Origin of the sequence: Flavobacterium sp. ENC (assembly GCF_020991415.1) — a bacterium.
Classification (GTDB): Bacteria; Bacteroidota; Bacteroidia; order Flavobacteriales; family Flavobacteriaceae; genus Flavobacterium.
In genome coordinates, this window is sequence record NZ_JAJMOY010000005.1 from 260,255 (window position 1) to 276,224 (window position 15,970).

Genomic DNA, 15,970 nt, shown 5'->3' on the forward strand with positions numbered 1-15,970 from the left:
CCAATTTTCCTTCACCAGGCGCTTACACAAGAAAATAGCTGTGTTAATAAAATTATTCATCTTTTCCAGTAAAATAGTTACACAGACCATAAACGGGTCTGAGATATAAATCGATCTTATTTATTTTAACCTGATTTTGAGGGTGAATCTCATTCCACATTTTTGCCGCACTTAGCAATAATTTCCTTGCGATTTTATGAAGTACAAACGGGTTTGTGATTCCCATTTTTTTAAAATTAAAAAACATTTTTTCGTGAAGGCCGATGTATTTTTTGCGTTGGAGGGAAAGCCGGTCCGCATTATCATATTCTCTGTAATAGGCCAGCGGCTCGTTGATGTACTGCACCTTATGTCTGTAAAACATACGCTGATAGAAATCAACATCTTCGCCTATTTTTATGCTCTCGTCAAATATTAAATCAGGTTGAAATACTTCCTTTCTGATTAAAGGAGTAGGCGATTTAACCACCCACACTCCCAAAGCGTTCCAGAAAACATCACCGGAACGTTTATGAATTTTGTTCTTTGAAGCCCCAAAATATTTTCCCGTAGCTGTTCCTTTTTCATCTACCACAGCAACAGAAGAATGAACACAGTCAACGGAAGAGTTCTCTAATAATACGCTGACCTGCTTTTCAATTTTAGAAGTTTCCCAAAAATCATCATCGTCCAGGAACGCTATAAATTCTCCTTTTGACAGCTTGATTCCATAATTTCTTGCTGATGACAATCCTCCGTTTTCTTTGAAATGGTACCTACAATTCGGGAATTCGGCGCAGATTGCTTCCGCATAATTCGGGGAAGATCCGTCATCAATTACCAGTATTTCAATATTTTTATAGGATTGCCCCACTACCGACTGAATCGCATTTTTAAGATATTCACTACGATTGTAGGTGGGGATAATAACAGTTACTAAAGGCGTCATTTGTTTAAAATTTTTGAAATGATAAACTGAACCAGTTTATAAAAATATAGCCCTGTTAATTTTTTGTCCGACTGAATCTCCTGAATACTTGACGCATTAAAAAATTCTTTCTTATTGGTCCAGATATAATTTTTTATATAATGGTCGATAAACTGTTCGTACTTTTCAGTTTGCCCGAAATAATTTAAATAACCGGCTTTTTCGTGGTAAACGTTTTCTAATTTATTTTTTTGCAAATAAGAAGAGGTTGATCCTTCATGCCTTCTGAAAAAATTTAAATTCTTATTTAAAAACGCAAAAGAATTGTTTTGCACTAAATAGGACCAGAGAAAAATATCCGAACACAATCTGTTCTGAAAAAGTACAGCCGGAATTTCAGTTTCAGGCTTCCTGAAAACAACGGAGCTTCCATTGGTAATATAAGTATCAAATGGCATTGGGTTTAAAAAAATTTCCTTGTCCATAATTCTATATTCCCCTGCCGGTGTATTGAGGTCTTTTGTCCTGTTTGCTGAATCGTAAATTACAGTGCCATTTTCAACATATTTACTACCGCAAAAGGCTAATGAAGCGGTACTATTGACCTCTAAAATATTCACTAATTCTTCCAGAAATCCGGGTTCTGAATAATCGTCTGTTTCGGCAATCCAGATGTATTTTGTTTCGGCCAGTTCTATTCCTTTTTGCCAGGAAAAATAGCCGCTGCCCGAGTTCGATTCATTAACAATAAAGTACCTGACGTTAAAATCCGGATTGCTGTTCAGGAAATCAGTGATGATCTGAACACTGTTATCGGTCGATTTATCGTCAATTATAATCGCTTCCCAGTCTTTATAGGTTTGATTAGAGATACTTTCTAATCGGTCCGTTAAAAACGCACTGTGATTATAACTGGGTAGTATGATGGAAAGCTTTGCCATTTATTTTGCCTTAAGTCGTACTACTAGTTTAAAAAAAGATCTGGCCGGTTTTAAGAGACCTATTTTTTTTAATCCTTTTTTTATCATTAAACCGGTCTGATAGCTGTTTGACTTTTTGAGTTCATTTAATTTAATCCGGAAATTTTCATTTGCATCATAACATCTTGAAATTAAATCGAAAGAAAACCTGTAATATTCGTCATAGCTTAGTATTGCTTTAAAGGATTCCAAAACCTTTATTCTGTTATCGTCAATACCAAGCGTCATCATTCTGCTTAAAGGGTTAATTCTATAGAATGCTAAAGGTTTATCAATAAAAACGGCCTTGTTTGTCGCTTTAAAAAGACTGACCCAAACGACCCAATCCTCTTGTGCTGACAGATTTTCAGGAAAACGGATGGTTTTAAATAAGGCTGCATCAAAAAAGCCGCACTGCATCTGAAGTGAAAAAGAAACATTCCACTGAAATAAAAAGCCTTCCACATTGAAAAAGGATTCATCCAAAACACAAAATGGCGGCAAGGAAGCCTCCTGATGGTCAACAATCATTCTGAAATTGGAAATAACTATTTTGACCTCCTTATTCTCCGGTAATTCTAATTGAAGTAATGATAATTCCAGTTTGGTTTTCTCTAAAATATCATCTGAATCCAAAAATTGGATAAAGGCTCCTTTTGCCGCTTCAATCCCGAAATTTCTGGTACTGCTGACACCTCCGTTTTCTTTGAATAAATAGACAAAACGGGAATCCCTGTCCGCAAATGTTTTTGCGACTGCTGCCGTATTATCGACACTTCCGTCGTCAATGATTAAACATTCCCAATTGGAGAAGGTCTGATTACGGACGGACTCTAGTGCTTCACCTAGATACTGCCCCTGATTATAACAAGGAACAATAATGGAAACTAATGGATTCATTGATTAGTTGTCAATTGATTAAAGAAAAGATCGTATTGATTGGCAATCTTTTCCGGTTGGAATAAATTCTTCTTTTCTGTATATTCTTTGGTTTTAAAGAAGGCTGTTTTTTTGGAATCTAAAACACTTTTAATCACCTCATCGTAATTTTTTTTCTCCAGATCTAATACCGAAAAATCGAAAAAACGGGCCACTTCTGTGAGATTTCCCACTTTTGGAATGATCATCGGTTTATCAAAAGTAAGCCCAAGATATAAATTTCCCGAATTCAGATTTCTGATTCTCGGTATTATAATCAGGGAGGAATCTTTTACCAGATCGACCATATAATCGTAATCTAAAAATTTATAGCCAAAAAAGTACTGATTTTTACGAAGCGGAAAACAATATATTTTTTCTGCAATCTTTTTGTATATTTTCCGGAAACGATACGGAAAATAAGACGGTCTGTTTACAAATTGAAACATATTCGGAACGATCAGGAATTTATTTTTTAAAGGGATTTTCCTGAAAATTTTTAAAATCAATTTGGCTTCTTCATCAGATCTGATGGCCCCAATAACCGAAACTATATATTTATCTTCTAAATTTAACTGAAATCTTTCCTTAAAATCTGCCGTCTGGTAATCTCCCGTCAGACTCCCGTATAACGGATGATATATTACTGTGTGTATGCAATTAACAGAAAAAAGAGGTGCGTACTTTTCTAAAGAATAATTTCCTAAATGAATAACGCCATCGGCATGTTTTTGAATCAGTCTGAACAAATCAATAAATTGGTTTTCTTCATCATAATGTGATTCTATGTCATTTAAAGTGAAAACAATTTTTGAATGCTGTTTCCATTCTAAAATCTTCTTTTCGAAATCTATCAGTTGTTCGGCTGTTGGAATAACCCAATTAAAGATCGCTTCCGGAAATTGGATATTTACAATTTCATAAGAACTTTTATACTCCTTAAAATCACCAAAAATAAAATTACAATCCGAAAAAAAAATAATTTCATCCAGGTAAATATTTCTATCCTTTAGATGGGGAACAAATACTTCCATAAATTCTTCATTTTTTTTCTTTTGATTCTTCGGTAAAGAAACTCAATTGTAATTATTTCTGTCAATCTAAATTTGAATTTAAAACATTCCTTACACAAAAATTTTATTTTGGTAAAGTCCGAGATATTCCCAAAAATATTGATTAGCTGCGAATGGGCGTATTGTTTTAGTCTTTTATTTTCAACCTTAAAATTAACCTGCACGAAATACAGGAATAAAAAGAGGCTCTTTACTTTTAGCCGGATGTTTTTTAGATTCGAAGGTTCAGAAGAGATATTGATTCCGCTGAGTCTCCAATAAACATTTGCCGATTTGATATAATGAATTCCGTTATTTTTACTAAAAAAGAGCCAGGTCGCATAATCGGAAAACCAGGCGAGCGGAAATTCAACAAAGCCCTCATTAGAATTATAAATAGCTCTGCTAAAGATAAATTCACTTGCAGTGATCGTTTCTTTCATCGACAGCATCTGATCCAGCAGCTCTTCCGGCGTTTCAAAGGCTGTATGCTCAAAATTTGACCCCTGCAATTGTCCGTCCTTGTCTATAATGCTAAGATTAAACCGAATTAAATCGACTTTTGCTTTTTTCAGTTCCAAGAAAGTATAAAATTCCTCTACTACATTACTCCCCAAAACATCATCATCTCCTAACAGCATCAGCCATTTTTCTGCTGTAGAAAGTGCAATACAGCGTTCCCATTGCCGGGTTAACGAAATACTGCCCAGGTTATCCTCAAATCGATGATAAACAAAATCAATTTTTTCGTTGTATTGCGCTAATAAAACCGAACAATCTTCCGTGCTGGCATCATCACCGATATAAACCCTAAACCGCTTATCTGTTTGATTCGCCAGTGATTCTAAGGCAGCCTCAAAAAAAGTAAGTTTGTAATACGGAATTATTATGGCCAGCATGCTATTTTAAGTTTAGGAATTCTTTCCAAAAAACGGTGTGATATTTATTTTTGGGAGCTATTAAAAATAGTTTAAGCCAGATTCTTAAGGCCAGGAAAGGCCTTTTATAAGTAAACGACAGATAAATTATTTTCTTAGCATTTTCAATCTCCAGAACCTTAAGTTCTTCCTTTTGCATTTTATTTACTGCAAGAGGCAATATCCTGTTATATAAACGATGTATTTTCAAAGTTGATTGTACCCAATCGCCGCTTAATTGCCCTTCGGATAAATGTTCTACCAAAAATTGGTTCGTAACGACAATCTTTTTATTGTTCCGTTTCACATTAAACGAAAGATCTAAATCATAGTTATGAAAACCGCCCAGCTTTTCATGAAACAACAATGCATCAGCTTTACGCATTGCCATAAAAACACCATCAATAGCTACCACTTCTTCTACAGCTTTATCTTTCCAGCCCACATACCAGTTTTCAATCGCCCCGTTAGTAAGATGCTGCCTTATATTGATGATCCTGTTTTCTTCAGGACAATCCCACCATGCGGAAGGCATTTTGGTTTTGACTGTTGCTCCTGCTATACCAATTAGTCCAATTTTTTCGTCAGCTGCAAAAATTGACTCAATAACCTTTCCCCACCCCGGAGTATGGAATACAATATCGTCATGAATAAAACACAGATAAGTTCCGGTGCTTTTCTGGATCCCTAAATTATAAGCTTCAAAAATAGAATATTCATTTTGCGAGTTATCGATTACAAGTAATTCATATTCAGAATCAATTGTATTTTTTATATTCTCCTGAAAATCCGTAGCGATTTGTTTTGTCCGGGAACAAATGATTATTGACAGCATTTATTTTGAGAGTATCTTCTTTATTTTTTTTAGAAACATCTTTGGATTCTTATAATAAAAACCTAACATTTTAATTTTAATAAAAATAAAATGACGGGAAACGAAGGCATCTTTATAATTTGATTCCATCTTTTCGTCATAATAGGACTCCACCAAATTGTAATGTTCGGTGACAACCCGTATTTGTTTTTCTAAAATAATTCTTTTAATATTTTCATCCTTAAGGTATCCAATCATGCAGGAATACATTTTGACGTTATTATTGGCAATATCTAAAGCGGACATTCTGGAAATTACCCCAACGTTATATCTATAGACTGCCATTTTATCCTCTAAATATTTTAGTTTCCCGTAACCGGCAAGAATAATATAAAGAAAATAATCTCCTATTGGAGATAATCGAAACTCAAAAGGAAGACTTCTGAATACATTTCTAAAAACTACAGAAGGCGTGTGTATATAATTTCCAAGTCTTGCTAAAGTTTCTAAGGTTTCATGGTTTTCCGGAACCTTTGTAATAAAATCATCATCAATTGTTCCGTCTGGTCTTAAAATTTTTATGGGATGAAAGCACAGCACATAATCCGAATTTGCTTCTAAAAAATCAACCTGTTTTTGTAGTTTTAAAGGGTCTGTCCAATAATCATCTCCTTCACACAGGGCAATGTATTTTCCCATGCACTGATTAAAGGCAAAAATGCCGTTTTCCTGCATTCCGATGTTTGCATCCTGCCTGAAATATTTGATCCTATGACCCTGAGAATGGTTTGTGATAATGTCATTAATTATTTCCGGTGTACTGTCGGGTGAGCAGTCATCAGCAATAATTAATTCAAAATCAAAATTCGTCTGCTGCATTAAAACTCCTTCTATAGCCTGCTTTATATAAAGTTCATGCTTAAAAGTAATCATATTGACTGAAACAGTCAATTCATTATTTTCCATTGCTACAAGAGTTAAATTTTATCATAACATACATTAGACACTCAAATAAAATAAGGCTTATTTTTCGATACTATTTTTCCATTGAAATTGCGGTTTAATATAACCCGGTTCCCTGCCCATGTAGGTTCCTAATTCCCTTCCGGAATCCACAACTGTAAAAGAAATGATATCACTTTCGGTAAAAAGTAATTGTCTTGAATCTTCAATGATAAAGAGCGATAAAAAATATTGTCCGGATTGAAAAAAAGAGGCCGGAAAATCACAGCTGATATTGTTTAGTCCGGTTTCCAGAGAAAATGATCCGGCATTCGAAAAGGAAAACATCGCCTCACCCATTTCATTATATAAATGATAGGTGATATGATAGCGTTCTGCATCTTTAACTTTTAAGTCTAATTTCGTCGTAAGGGTGATGATTTCTTTTTCCTGCAGTAGTTCATGCGAAGTTCTCCCCGGATTATTTAATGAAATTTCATTTAGTTTAAAGATGGGAAAATCATGCTCTTTTCCAAACGTTTTTAAATTCATTGCTTCAGGATCACCTCCAAGATAATAACTTACGGCATTTTCTATATCACCTTCAAAAACCACCTTTCCGTGCTCTAAAATAATTCCTTTATTACACAAGCTCTTTACCGCTGCCATATTATGACTCACAAACAAAACGGTGCGTCCCTGTCCTTTCGAGATATCCTGCATTTTTCCGATCGCTTTCTTTTGGAATTCAGCATCACCAACAGCCAAAACCTCATCAATTACTAAAATTTCGGGTTCTAAAAAAGCTGCAACTGCAAAGGCCAGCCGAACCGTCATTCCGGAACTGTATCTTTTTACAGGCGTGTCTATATAACGTTCGCAACCGGAGAATTCTATAATTTCATCCAGTTTTGAAGCAATTTCCTTTTTGGTCATCCCTAAGATGGCGCCGTTTAGAAAAATATTTTCACGACCGGTCATTTCGCCATGAAAACCCGTACCCACTTCGAGAAGTGAAGCAATACGTCCACGTGATTTTATACTCCCGGTGGTTGGAGCGGTTACCTTTGATAATATTTTCAGAAGTGTCGATTTTCCTGCTCCATTTTTACCAATAATGCCTAATACCTGTCCACGCTCCACCTCAAAATTTATGTCCTGTAATGCCCAGACATATTCGGAAACTGCTTTGGTAGAACGGTCATTAGTATCCCCAATTTTAAGATAAGGATCTTCTTTTCCGCGTACCTGATGCCACCACCTGTTTAAATCGTGGCTTAAAGTTCCTGTTCCAACCTGACCTAACCGATATTGTTTAGAAATATTTTCGGCCTTTAATATGATATCTTTTTCCAATTGAAAAATTATAAGTTTTGTATTTTTAAAAAAATGAATTAAACAGTGTCAATAAAGCTTTTTTCCGTTTTATTGAAAACTAAAAGACCAAGAAAAAATACTACTATGGTGATAATCGTAGTGTAACACAGTCCTAAAATTGATATTTCGCCCACATTTAAAAGCATATATCTGGAGGTTTCTATAATATAGGCCAGGGGGTTATACTCTACAATCCAGCCATAACCCGGCAGTTTTTGTTTAATTAATTCCATTGGATACATTACTGCTGATAAATACATAAGCAACTGTATTCCGAAACCAATCAGGTAGCTAAAATCACGGTATTTTGTAACCAGTGAAGAAATAAACATTCCCAGTCCCAAGCCCAGAATTCCCATCACCAAAATAAGAAGAGGAAAAAGCAGTACTGAACCATTTAAACTCAGGTCTTTCCCCTGAATATAGTAGTAACAATAAAAGGCTATGAAAATAAAAAACTGTATCCCGAATTTAATCAGATTAGAAATGACAACTGAAAGAGGCGTTATAATTCTGGGAAAATAGACTTTACCAAATATCCCGGCATTGGCTTTGAAGGTATCAGAAGTACCGTTCAGACAAGCTGTAAAATAATTCCAAACCGTTATACCTGCCAGATTGAACAGGAACGGAGGTACATTGCCGGTATTGATTCCGGCAACATTATTAAATATTATGGTAAAGGTTATTGCTGTAAACAAAGGCTGAATAAGATACCATAAGGGCCCTAATACGGTTTGTTTATAAACTGTAATAACATCCCGTTTTACAAAAAGAAATAGTAAATCCCGATATTGCCAGACTTCTTTAAGATTTAGGGAGAAGAATTTGTTTTTGGGTGTTATTTCAAACAGCCAGTCATTTGTAGTATTTGTATTGTTCATTTTCAGTGGTATTACAATTAAATTGCAATATTATTATTTAAGATAGAGAGGGGGCTTCCTTACTATACGTGCAATTAACAAGATTTTTAGTCTTGTAAAAATTATTTAAAAAGCAAAAAGGCGTTTTTAAAAAACACCCTTTTATATCTCTTTAAATTAAAGCTTAACAGTCAAAATTAGTTATCCAAAACTTCAAAAGCCGAATTCATACTTTTGAATTCCGGAACAATTTTTTTCATCTTGGCTACAATATCATCATTGTCATAAAAATCTGCAATTTCGATCAGTTCATCAATCTCAATATGGAGGTTTTCATATTCGTCTTGTATTTCCTGAGCGATCATGATTTTATTATGATAGGTAGGCAATGTTTTGGAAGTATCATTTAATAATTCTTCATATAATTTTTCTCCAGGTCGCAAGCCGACAATTTTTATTTTTATTTCCTTGTCAGGAATAAAACCTGCCAGTTTGATCATCTTTTTGGCTAAGTCAATAATTTTAACCGGTTTTCCCATATCAAAGATGTAGATCTCTCCCCCGTTACCCATTGCACCGGCTTCTAATACTAACTGGCATGCTTCGGGAATCGTCATAAAATAACGAATAATATCCTGATGTGTTATGGTAACCGGTCCTCCGGCAGCAATTTGTTTGGTGAACAAAGGAACCACTGATCCGTTTGAGCCTAAAACGTTACCGAAACGGGTGGTAATAAATTTCGTTACTACCTCAAAATTCTCCTGCTGGTTTTTTAAGAATAAAGACTGAACGTATTTCTCTGCAATTCTTTTACTGGCCCCCATAACATTGCTGGGATTAACTGCTTTGTCAGTAGAAACCATCACAAATTTTCGGACATTGTATTTGCATGATAAATCGGCTAGGTTTCTGGTACCTTTAATATTGGTCAGAATGGCTTGTGCCGGATTTTCTTCCATTAAAGGAACGTGTTTGTAGGCCGCCGCATGATAAACAACATGAGGGTTGTATGTTTTGAAAACCTTTTCAAGTGCTTTTTTGCTTCTCACATCTGCAATTACCGCCACAATTTTAGTTTCAGAATCAACACTTAAAATTTCTAAGCATAAATTATGGAGTGGTGTTTCGGCATGATCTAAAATAATAATTCTCTTAGGGTTAAATCCCAGTACCTGTCTTACTATTTCACTTCCGATTGATCCTGCTGCGCCTGTAATTAATACCGTTTTATCTTTTAATTGTTTTGAAATAGATTTACTATCCAGGACTATTGGCTTTCTTTCCAGTAAGTCTTCAATTTGTATATTTTTTACTTTTTGGGAAATCTCTTTTTGATTTTCCCAGTCGGAGATTAATGGTACTGTATAAACTCTGTAGTTAAACTCTAAGCATTGGTCAACAATAATTAATTGTTCCTCTTTAGACAAACTTTTATCGGCTATAATGACACCTTCTGCTGCTACAGATCGCATAAGGGCCGGTAATTTTTTTCTGAGAATCAAAATAGGAAGATCAAGCATTCGCTTAGAGGCATTCTGATTATTTTTATCTACAAAACCAACAATTTTAAATCTTGACGGAGTTTCAAATTTTAAAGCATTGGCTACTGAAATAGCATTGGCATCCGTCCCGTAGATAACGGTCCTGATTAGTTTAGAATTTGTTTTTTCAGAGAAATATAATTCGAAAGTTTGTTTTACAATAACGCGATATAAAAACAATCCGCAAAAAGACAGCACCAGATTAATAAAAAGGGCCGTATTTAAGAAGGCTTTGTGCCCGACATATAATTCAAAAACTAAATTTAAAAACAAGAAAAACACTAAAACGGACATCTGCGAAAACAGCAGTTTTATTGCATCAATATAAGAGGAATGCCTGATAATACCCGAATAGGTTCTAAACAACCAAAAGAAAAACACATTTACAAAAATGAGGCTGCCTACGAAATAAAAATGATGTGAAGTTATGATATATCCTAATGCCGTACCTTCAAACAGCATATAGGTAAAAGTAAAAGAAAAAATCAGGACCATTACATCTATTCCAACAATAATCCACCTTGGCAAATAGCTAAGATTATTTATATTGGCTCTTAAATTTCTTGGCGAAAGAAAAGTATGCAGGAAATCCGTGACTTTGGTTTGTTTATCTGTATTCAATTTGGTTTTGCTTTGATAATCTTAATTGTAATTACTACAAAAATACAAATTAAAGATATTAAAAATTTCTTTTCATTTAAAAATAACATGTGTAGTTCTTATCATATGTTATAAAAAACTGACTTAAACTGTGTTTTTATAAATAAAAGTGAATACTATTTATAGATATCAAACAAATTCAATCTATTCTACTCGAAAATCTGAAATACTTGATTTATGACCTCTTTAATTCTTGCTTTTTCCGGACTACTTAAGCTGGTCCCTGATGGCAGACACAAACCCTTTTTAAATAAATTTTCAGAAACAGTACTTCCGTAGTACGGATATTCAGAAAACAGGGGCTGTAAATGCATGGGTTTCCACAATGGCCTGGATTCTATGTTCTTTTCTTCAAAAGCCTGCAATAAAATCGTTCTGTTAACGTTGGAATTCGGTTCTACTAAAATAGTGGTCAGCCAATAGTTTGAATCATAGTCGGTATTTAAATTTTCGAAAACAGTTATTCCCTTTATATCTTTAAATACGTTAACGTAAAAATCGTGAATTTGTTTTTTAACTTTTAAATTAGCATTCAAAATTTTCATTTGTCCTCTTCCGATTCCGGCACAAACATTACTCATTCGATAGTTATATCCAATTTCACTGTGTTGGTAATGAATCGCTTCATCTCTCGACTGGGTCGCGTAAAAAATTGCTTTTTCTTTGAGATTTTTAGCGTGAGTAATAAGGGCACCCCCACTGGAGGTTGTAATAATTTTATTCCCATTAAAGGAGAAAATTCCAAAGGTTCCAAAAGTACCGCATTTTTTACCTTTGTAATAACTCCCCAAGGCTTCGGCACTGTCCTCAATAACCGGGATTTCATATTTATCTGCAATAGCATGAACCTCATCAACCTTATATGGCATTCCATATAAATGTACTGCTATAATTGCTTTTGGTTTTTTGCCTTTAGCTATTCTGTCTTTAATTGCAATTTCGAGGCTTAGCGGACAAATATTCCAGGTTTCCGCTTCACTGTCTACAAAAACAGGGGTTGCTTTCTGATATAAAATAGGATTAGCGGATGCAGAAAATGTCATGCTTTGACAAATTACCTCATCTTCTGCTTTAACACCGAGTAAGATCAATGCTAAATGAATGGCAGACGTTCCTGAATTTAAAGCCGCTACCGAAACATCATCCTGTAGAAATTCCTGCAAATCATTTTCAAAATCATTCACATTTGGACCACCGGAGGTAATCCAATTATCATCTAAAGCTTTCTGAATATACTTTTGTTCTTCGCCGCTTAATTGTGGCAATGACAAAAAAATTCTTTTATCAGTCATTAATTTTCCAATAATTTGAATCATATCTAACATCATCTTCACTCACATCTGATAAAGGTAAAGTTGAAAATGAGATTAATTTCGAGTCGCTTTCCAAAGACTCTATAGCATTCGCATATCCTGCGGGAATATGAATAATTTTACTGTCTGAAGCACTTGCAAATACCGTTTCAATAACCAAATCCTTTGAGGGTTGTTCCCAATTATCAATTTTCACAAAATGGATTTTAAAAGATCCGCTGAGACAATAGAAATTTTTAGCATCCAGTTTATGTCCCTGCCATGCCCTGACCGGATTTGCATCAGAATTACTTATGATATAAAACCTTTCAATGTCTCTGAAACTAAAATCATTTACATACGAAATAGTTCCTCGATGGTCTGAAAAATTCCCTCCCTGAATTATTTTAGGTTCCATTAGCTAATTTTTAAACTTGCTTTACGAATCAGGTAAAATTTCAATGAATATACTAAAATGAGTGGTACGATAATTACAACAAAAAGTGTAACTGTTTCCAGTTTATCGTAGAAGAATATAACTATGCCCGAAATAATGCTTTGTGTTATGGCATAAATTAAAGATACAATACGATGCTGGATTTTATATTCGTTGCTTAATATCTGGTAGAAATGAAGCCTGTGTGCTTCAAAAATATTTTGTTTCAGGTACAATCTATGTAAAATTGTACAAATCGCATCCACTCCATAAACTGCTAAAAACAAAAGCCATATAATTGAATTCGTAATTAATATCAATTTCAGGATGAGGAAAATAACCCAGAAAGCTATGGCAATACTCCCAACATCACCGGCAAAACATTTCGCTCTTTTTCTATAATTAAAAAACAAGAAAACAAGACTAGCCAGCATAGCATAAATTATGAAACTTGCATCGGTAAAAAGCTGGATATTTTTATTTACATACCATAGAGATCCCATAACCACTAAGGTATACAAACCGGTTATGCCATTGATACCATCCATGAAATTATATGCATTGATAATTCCGATAGCAAAAATATAGGCCAAAACAATGGCGATCGGATGTAAATTAACAAACACCCCTAAATCATAAAAAATCAAACTAATAGCCAGAAAGTGAACCGATATTCTGATTTTAGTGGACAAACTTTGAATATCATCCCAAAAGCTTACCAGAGTTACCAGCGTAATTCCTGTAAAGAAAAAATAATTGTAAGGTATATTTTGAGCAAAATAAAGCAACGCCGCAAACCAAAAAATGATGCCTCCGCCTCTTAATGTAATTTCGGTATGAGAACTTCTTAAGTTTGGTTTATCAATAATATTAAAGCGATCGGCCACTTTAAAATATACCAACTCAATTATAAATAAGATAAGAAATATTATGGTGTAAATCATAAGCTAAATAAGAACTTCAAAAAGAATGAATTCCGCGGATTAAATTTTAAATTTTAAAATATTCAAAAGGTATTCACCGTACCCGGATTTCTTTAAAGGTTCTGCCAAATTTCTTAACTGCTCAGCAGTAATAAACCCCTGTCTCCAGGCAATTTCTTCTATACAGCCTACTTTTAGTCCCTGACGTTCTTCTAAAACCTGAACAAATTGCCCGGCCTGCATCAAGCTGTTAAAAGTTCCGGTATCCAGCCAGGCGGTACCTCTGCTTAGTATTCCAACTTTTAATTTTCCCTGTTCCAGATATACTTTATTTACATCGGTAATTTCATATTCACCTCTAGCGCTTGGCTTTATATTTTTTGCAATTTCAACGACAGAGTTGTCATAAAAATACAATCCCGGAACAGCAAAGTTCGATTTAGGAGCTAATGGCTTTTCTTCAATAGAAATTGCTTTTTTATCATCATCAAACTCAACAACTCCGTAACGTTCAGGATCTGAGACATGATATGCAAAAACAACTCCTCCTTCCGGATTGGCATTTTCTTTCAATAATTGCTGCATATGAGTTCCGAAAAAGATATTATCTCCTAAAACTAATGCTACTTTATCGTTACCAATAAATTCTTCACCAATTACAAAGGCCTGCGCTAATCCATTTGGATCGGGTTGTTCGGCGTAGCTAAATTTGCATCCAATTGCTGTACCATCTCCTAATAGTTTCTTAAAATGAGGTAAATCATGCGGTGTAGATATAATTAATATTTCATTAATACCTGCCATCATTAAAGTGGAAAGCGGGTAATAAATCATTGGTTTATCGTAAACTGGCATTAACTGTTTACTTACAGCTAATGTTAAAGGATGTAATCTTGTTCCTGAACCTCCTGCTAATATAATTCCTTTCATATTTTTTTTATTAATCAAATGATATTTAAATTTTATAAACTCATCATTACTTTTAAACTCTCTTTATAATTTGGAACAGCGACTTGAAATTCTTTTTTAATTTTAGATTTATCCAATAAAGAATACGCCGGTCTTTTTGCAGGAGTAGGATATGAAGAAGAAGGAATTCCGCTTACTTCACAAGTATAACCTCCAATTTCTTTTATAGCTAATGCAAATTCGTACCAGCTAATTTCTCCTTCATTAGAAAAATTATAAATTCCGCCCGTCCAATTCGAATGTGTAATTATTGTTATAATAGCTTGTGCGAGATCAGCAGCATAAGTAGGACTTCCTATCTGATCATTTACTACATTAAGCGTATCTCTTTCAATCATCAATCGCGACATGGTTTTTACAAAATTGTTTCCAAAACCTGAATACACCCATGATGTTCTAAGGATTATTGCCTCCGGATTTTTTTGCAGACACAAATGTTCCCCTGCCAGTTTAGTTGCTCCGTAAACATTTATGGGATTTGTTGGTGCATTCTCTGTCAAAGCTGTAGATGATGTCCCATCAAACACATAATCAGTAGACACATGTATTAGCTTAGAATTGTTTTTTGAAGACCAGTTTGCCAGAATACCAACCGCTAAATGATTGATTGTATCTGCAAGTTCCTCTTCAGATTCAGCTTTATCTACAGCTGTATAAGCACCACAATTAATAATTATATTGGGATGAATTTGTTCTAACTGTTTTTCTAAAACCGGTAAATTATCTAAAGTTATTTCAGTTCTGTCAGCGAAAACCCATTCAAACTGAGCATGATTTTCAGACAAAAATTTCAATTCTGACCCTAATTGCCCATTTGAGCCAGTGACAAGTATTTTTTCCATTAAAATAAGCTATTACAGTTCTCAATAAAAGGAAGTATCTGATCTTTTTCAGAAACAATGGCGTTCTCCAAATCCATTCCCCAATCAATATTTAGAGACGGATCATCAAATTTAATTCCACCCTCAGATGCTTTATTATAAAACTGATCGCATTTATACATTACAGAAGCCGTTTCGCTTATTACTGAAAAACCATGTGCAAAACCTTGTGGCACTAATAACTGTTTTTTATTTTCTGCTGATAACAAAACACTAAACGCTTTACCATAAGTGGGTGAATCTTTTCTCAAATCTACAGCAACATCAATAATTTCTCCTTCTAAAACACGAACTAATTTAGTCTGGGCAAAAGGAGGATTTTGATAATGAAGTCCGCGTAAAGTACCTTTCTTAGAAAAAGACTGATTATCCTGAACAAATTCAATTTCAATCCCTAAATCTGAAAATTTAGTTTTACTGTAAGATTCAAAAAAATAACCTCTCTCATCTCCAAAAACGGTTGGTTCCACTACTACTAAATCTTTTATAAATGTTTTTTCTATGTTCATATTAAAT

General features: G+C 34.3%; 16 protein-coding genes. All 16 read right to left on the reverse strand.

The features are described from left to right. Window positions 1-52: 52 nt before the first annotated feature. A complete protein-coding gene (locus tag LPB89_RS15220) occupies window positions 53-928 on the reverse strand; it encodes a glycosyltransferase (RefSeq protein ID WP_230702586.1) in 876 nt (291 codons plus the stop codon). Then, window positions 925-1,848, reverse strand: a complete 924-nt coding sequence (locus tag LPB89_RS15225) for a glycosyltransferase family 2 protein (protein ID WP_230702587.1) — start codon at window positions 1,846-1,848, stop codon at window positions 925-927. Before LPB89_RS15225 ends, LPB89_RS15220 begins: the two co-directional genes overlap by 4 nt. Beyond that, window positions 1,849-2,766 (reverse strand): glycosyltransferase family A protein, encoded by a 918-nt coding sequence (locus LPB89_RS15230; RefSeq protein WP_230702588.1) that lies wholly within the window; start codon window positions 2,764-2,766, stop codon window positions 1,849-1,851. Further along, entirely contained in the window at window positions 2,763-3,818 is a 1,056-nt protein-coding gene (locus tag LPB89_RS15235; RefSeq protein WP_230702589.1) for a hypothetical protein, read from the reverse strand. The genes LPB89_RS15230 and LPB89_RS15235 overlap by 4 nt, the downstream gene beginning before the upstream one ends. Beyond that, window positions 3,794-4,735 carry a glycosyltransferase family A protein gene (locus tag LPB89_RS15240; protein ID WP_230702590.1) on the reverse strand — a complete coding sequence of 314 codons (942 nt, stop codon included), beginning with the start codon at window positions 4,733-4,735 and terminating at the stop codon, window positions 3,794-3,796. Before LPB89_RS15240 ends, LPB89_RS15235 begins: the two co-directional genes overlap by 25 nt. A gap of 1 nt (window position 4,736) precedes the next feature. Further along, entirely contained in the window at window positions 4,737-5,588 is an 852-nt protein-coding gene (locus LPB89_RS15245) for a glycosyltransferase (protein ID WP_230702591.1), read from the reverse strand. Then, complete coding sequence (locus LPB89_RS15250) at window positions 5,589-6,533, reverse strand: glycosyltransferase (protein WP_230702592.1); 945 nt, start codon at window positions 6,531-6,533, stop codon at window positions 5,589-5,591. A 57-nt stretch (window positions 6,534-6,590) separates the two neighbouring features. Then, window positions 6,591-7,865, reverse strand: coding sequence for an ABC transporter ATP-binding protein (locus tag LPB89_RS15255; protein ID WP_230702593.1), 1,275 nt, complete (start codon window positions 7,863-7,865; stop codon window positions 6,591-6,593). A 38-nt stretch (window positions 7,866-7,903) separates the two neighbouring features. Beyond that, complete coding sequence (locus LPB89_RS15260; protein ID WP_230702594.1) at window positions 7,904-8,770, reverse strand: ABC transporter permease; 867 nt, start codon at window positions 8,768-8,770, stop codon at window positions 7,904-7,906. Window positions 8,771-8,946: 176 nt separating this feature from the next. After that, window positions 8,947-10,914, reverse strand: coding sequence for a nucleoside-diphosphate sugar epimerase/dehydratase (locus LPB89_RS15265; protein ID WP_230702595.1), 1,968 nt, complete (start codon window positions 10,912-10,914; stop codon window positions 8,947-8,949). 188 nt (window positions 10,915-11,102) lie between these two features. Then, a complete protein-coding gene (locus tag LPB89_RS15270; RefSeq protein ID WP_230702596.1) occupies window positions 11,103-12,245 on the reverse strand; it encodes a DegT/DnrJ/EryC1/StrS aminotransferase family protein in 1,143 nt (380 codons plus the stop codon). Beyond that, window positions 12,238-12,663 carry a WxcM-like domain-containing protein gene (locus LPB89_RS15275; RefSeq protein ID WP_230702597.1) on the reverse strand — a complete coding sequence of 142 codons (426 nt, stop codon included), beginning with the start codon at window positions 12,661-12,663 and terminating at the stop codon, window positions 12,238-12,240. The genes LPB89_RS15270 and LPB89_RS15275 overlap by 8 nt, the downstream gene beginning before the upstream one ends. Further along, complete coding sequence (locus LPB89_RS15280; protein ID WP_230702598.1) at window positions 12,663-13,625, reverse strand: glycosyltransferase family 4 protein; 963 nt, start codon at window positions 13,623-13,625, stop codon at window positions 12,663-12,665. Before LPB89_RS15280 ends, LPB89_RS15275 begins: the two co-directional genes overlap by 1 nt. A gap of 39 nt (window positions 13,626-13,664) precedes the next feature. Further along, window positions 13,665-14,534, reverse strand: a complete 870-nt coding sequence (rfbA, locus tag LPB89_RS15285) for a glucose-1-phosphate thymidylyltransferase RfbA (protein WP_230702599.1) — start codon at window positions 14,532-14,534, stop codon at window positions 13,665-13,667. A 32-nt stretch (window positions 14,535-14,566) separates the two neighbouring features. Continuing rightward, a complete protein-coding gene (gene rfbD / locus LPB89_RS15290; protein ID WP_230702600.1) occupies window positions 14,567-15,415 on the reverse strand; it encodes a dTDP-4-dehydrorhamnose reductase in 849 nt (282 codons plus the stop codon). Beyond that, a complete protein-coding gene (rfbC, locus tag LPB89_RS15295; protein ID WP_230702601.1) occupies window positions 15,415-15,963 on the reverse strand; it encodes a dTDP-4-dehydrorhamnose 3,5-epimerase in 549 nt (182 codons plus the stop codon). The genes rfbD and rfbC overlap by 1 nt, the downstream gene beginning before the upstream one ends. Between the last annotated feature and the right edge of the window lie 7 nt (window positions 15,964-15,970).

What these genes read in the sequence shown, in the direction of transcription:
- LPB89_RS15220 (WP_230702586.1), bottom strand. Translation starts at nt 928, where the DNA reads ATGACGCCTTTAGTAACTGTTATTATCCCCACCTACAATCGTAGTGAA.
- LPB89_RS15225 (WP_230702587.1), bottom strand. Translation starts at nt 1,848, where the DNA reads ATGGCAAAGCTTTCCATCATACTACCCAGTTATAATCACAGTGCGTTT.
- LPB89_RS15230 (WP_230702588.1), bottom strand. Translation starts at nt 2,766, where the DNA reads ATGAATCCATTAGTTTCCATTATTGTTCCTTGTTATAATCAGGGGCAG.
- LPB89_RS15235 (WP_230702589.1), bottom strand. Translation starts at nt 3,818, where the DNA reads ATGGAAGTATTTGTTCCCCATCTAAAGGATAGAAATATTTACCTGGAT.
- LPB89_RS15240 (WP_230702590.1), bottom strand. Translation starts at nt 4,735, where the DNA reads ATGCTGGCCATAATAATTCCGTATTACAAACTTACTTTTTTTGAGGCT.
- LPB89_RS15245 (WP_230702591.1), bottom strand. Translation starts at nt 5,588, where the DNA reads ATGCTGTCAATAATCATTTGTTCCCGGACAAAACAAATCGCTACGGAT.
- LPB89_RS15250 (WP_230702592.1), bottom strand. Translation starts at nt 6,533, where the DNA reads ATGGAAAATAATGAATTGACTGTTTCAGTCAATATGATTACTTTTAAG.
- LPB89_RS15260 (WP_230702594.1), bottom strand. Translation starts at nt 8,770, where the DNA reads ATGAACAATACAAATACTACAAATGACTGGCTGTTTGAAATAACACCC.
- LPB89_RS15270 (WP_230702596.1), bottom strand. Translation starts at nt 12,245, where the DNA reads ATGACTGATAAAAGAATTTTTTTGTCATTGCCACAATTAAGCGGCGAA.
- LPB89_RS15275 (WP_230702597.1), bottom strand. Translation starts at nt 12,663, where the DNA reads ATGGAACCTAAAATAATTCAGGGAGGGAATTTTTCAGACCATCGAGGA.
- LPB89_RS15280 (WP_230702598.1), bottom strand. Translation starts at nt 13,625, where the DNA reads ATGATTTACACCATAATATTTCTTATCTTATTTATAATTGAGTTGGTA.
- rfbA (WP_230702599.1), bottom strand. Translation starts at nt 14,534, where the DNA reads ATGAAAGGAATTATATTAGCAGGAGGTTCAGGAACAAGATTACATCCT.
- rfbD (WP_230702600.1), bottom strand. Translation starts at nt 15,415, where the DNA reads ATGGAAAAAATACTTGTCACTGGCTCAAATGGGCAATTAGGGTCAGAA.
- rfbC (WP_230702601.1), bottom strand. Translation starts at nt 15,963, where the DNA reads ATGAACATAGAAAAAACATTTATAAAAGATTTAGTAGTAGTGGAACCA.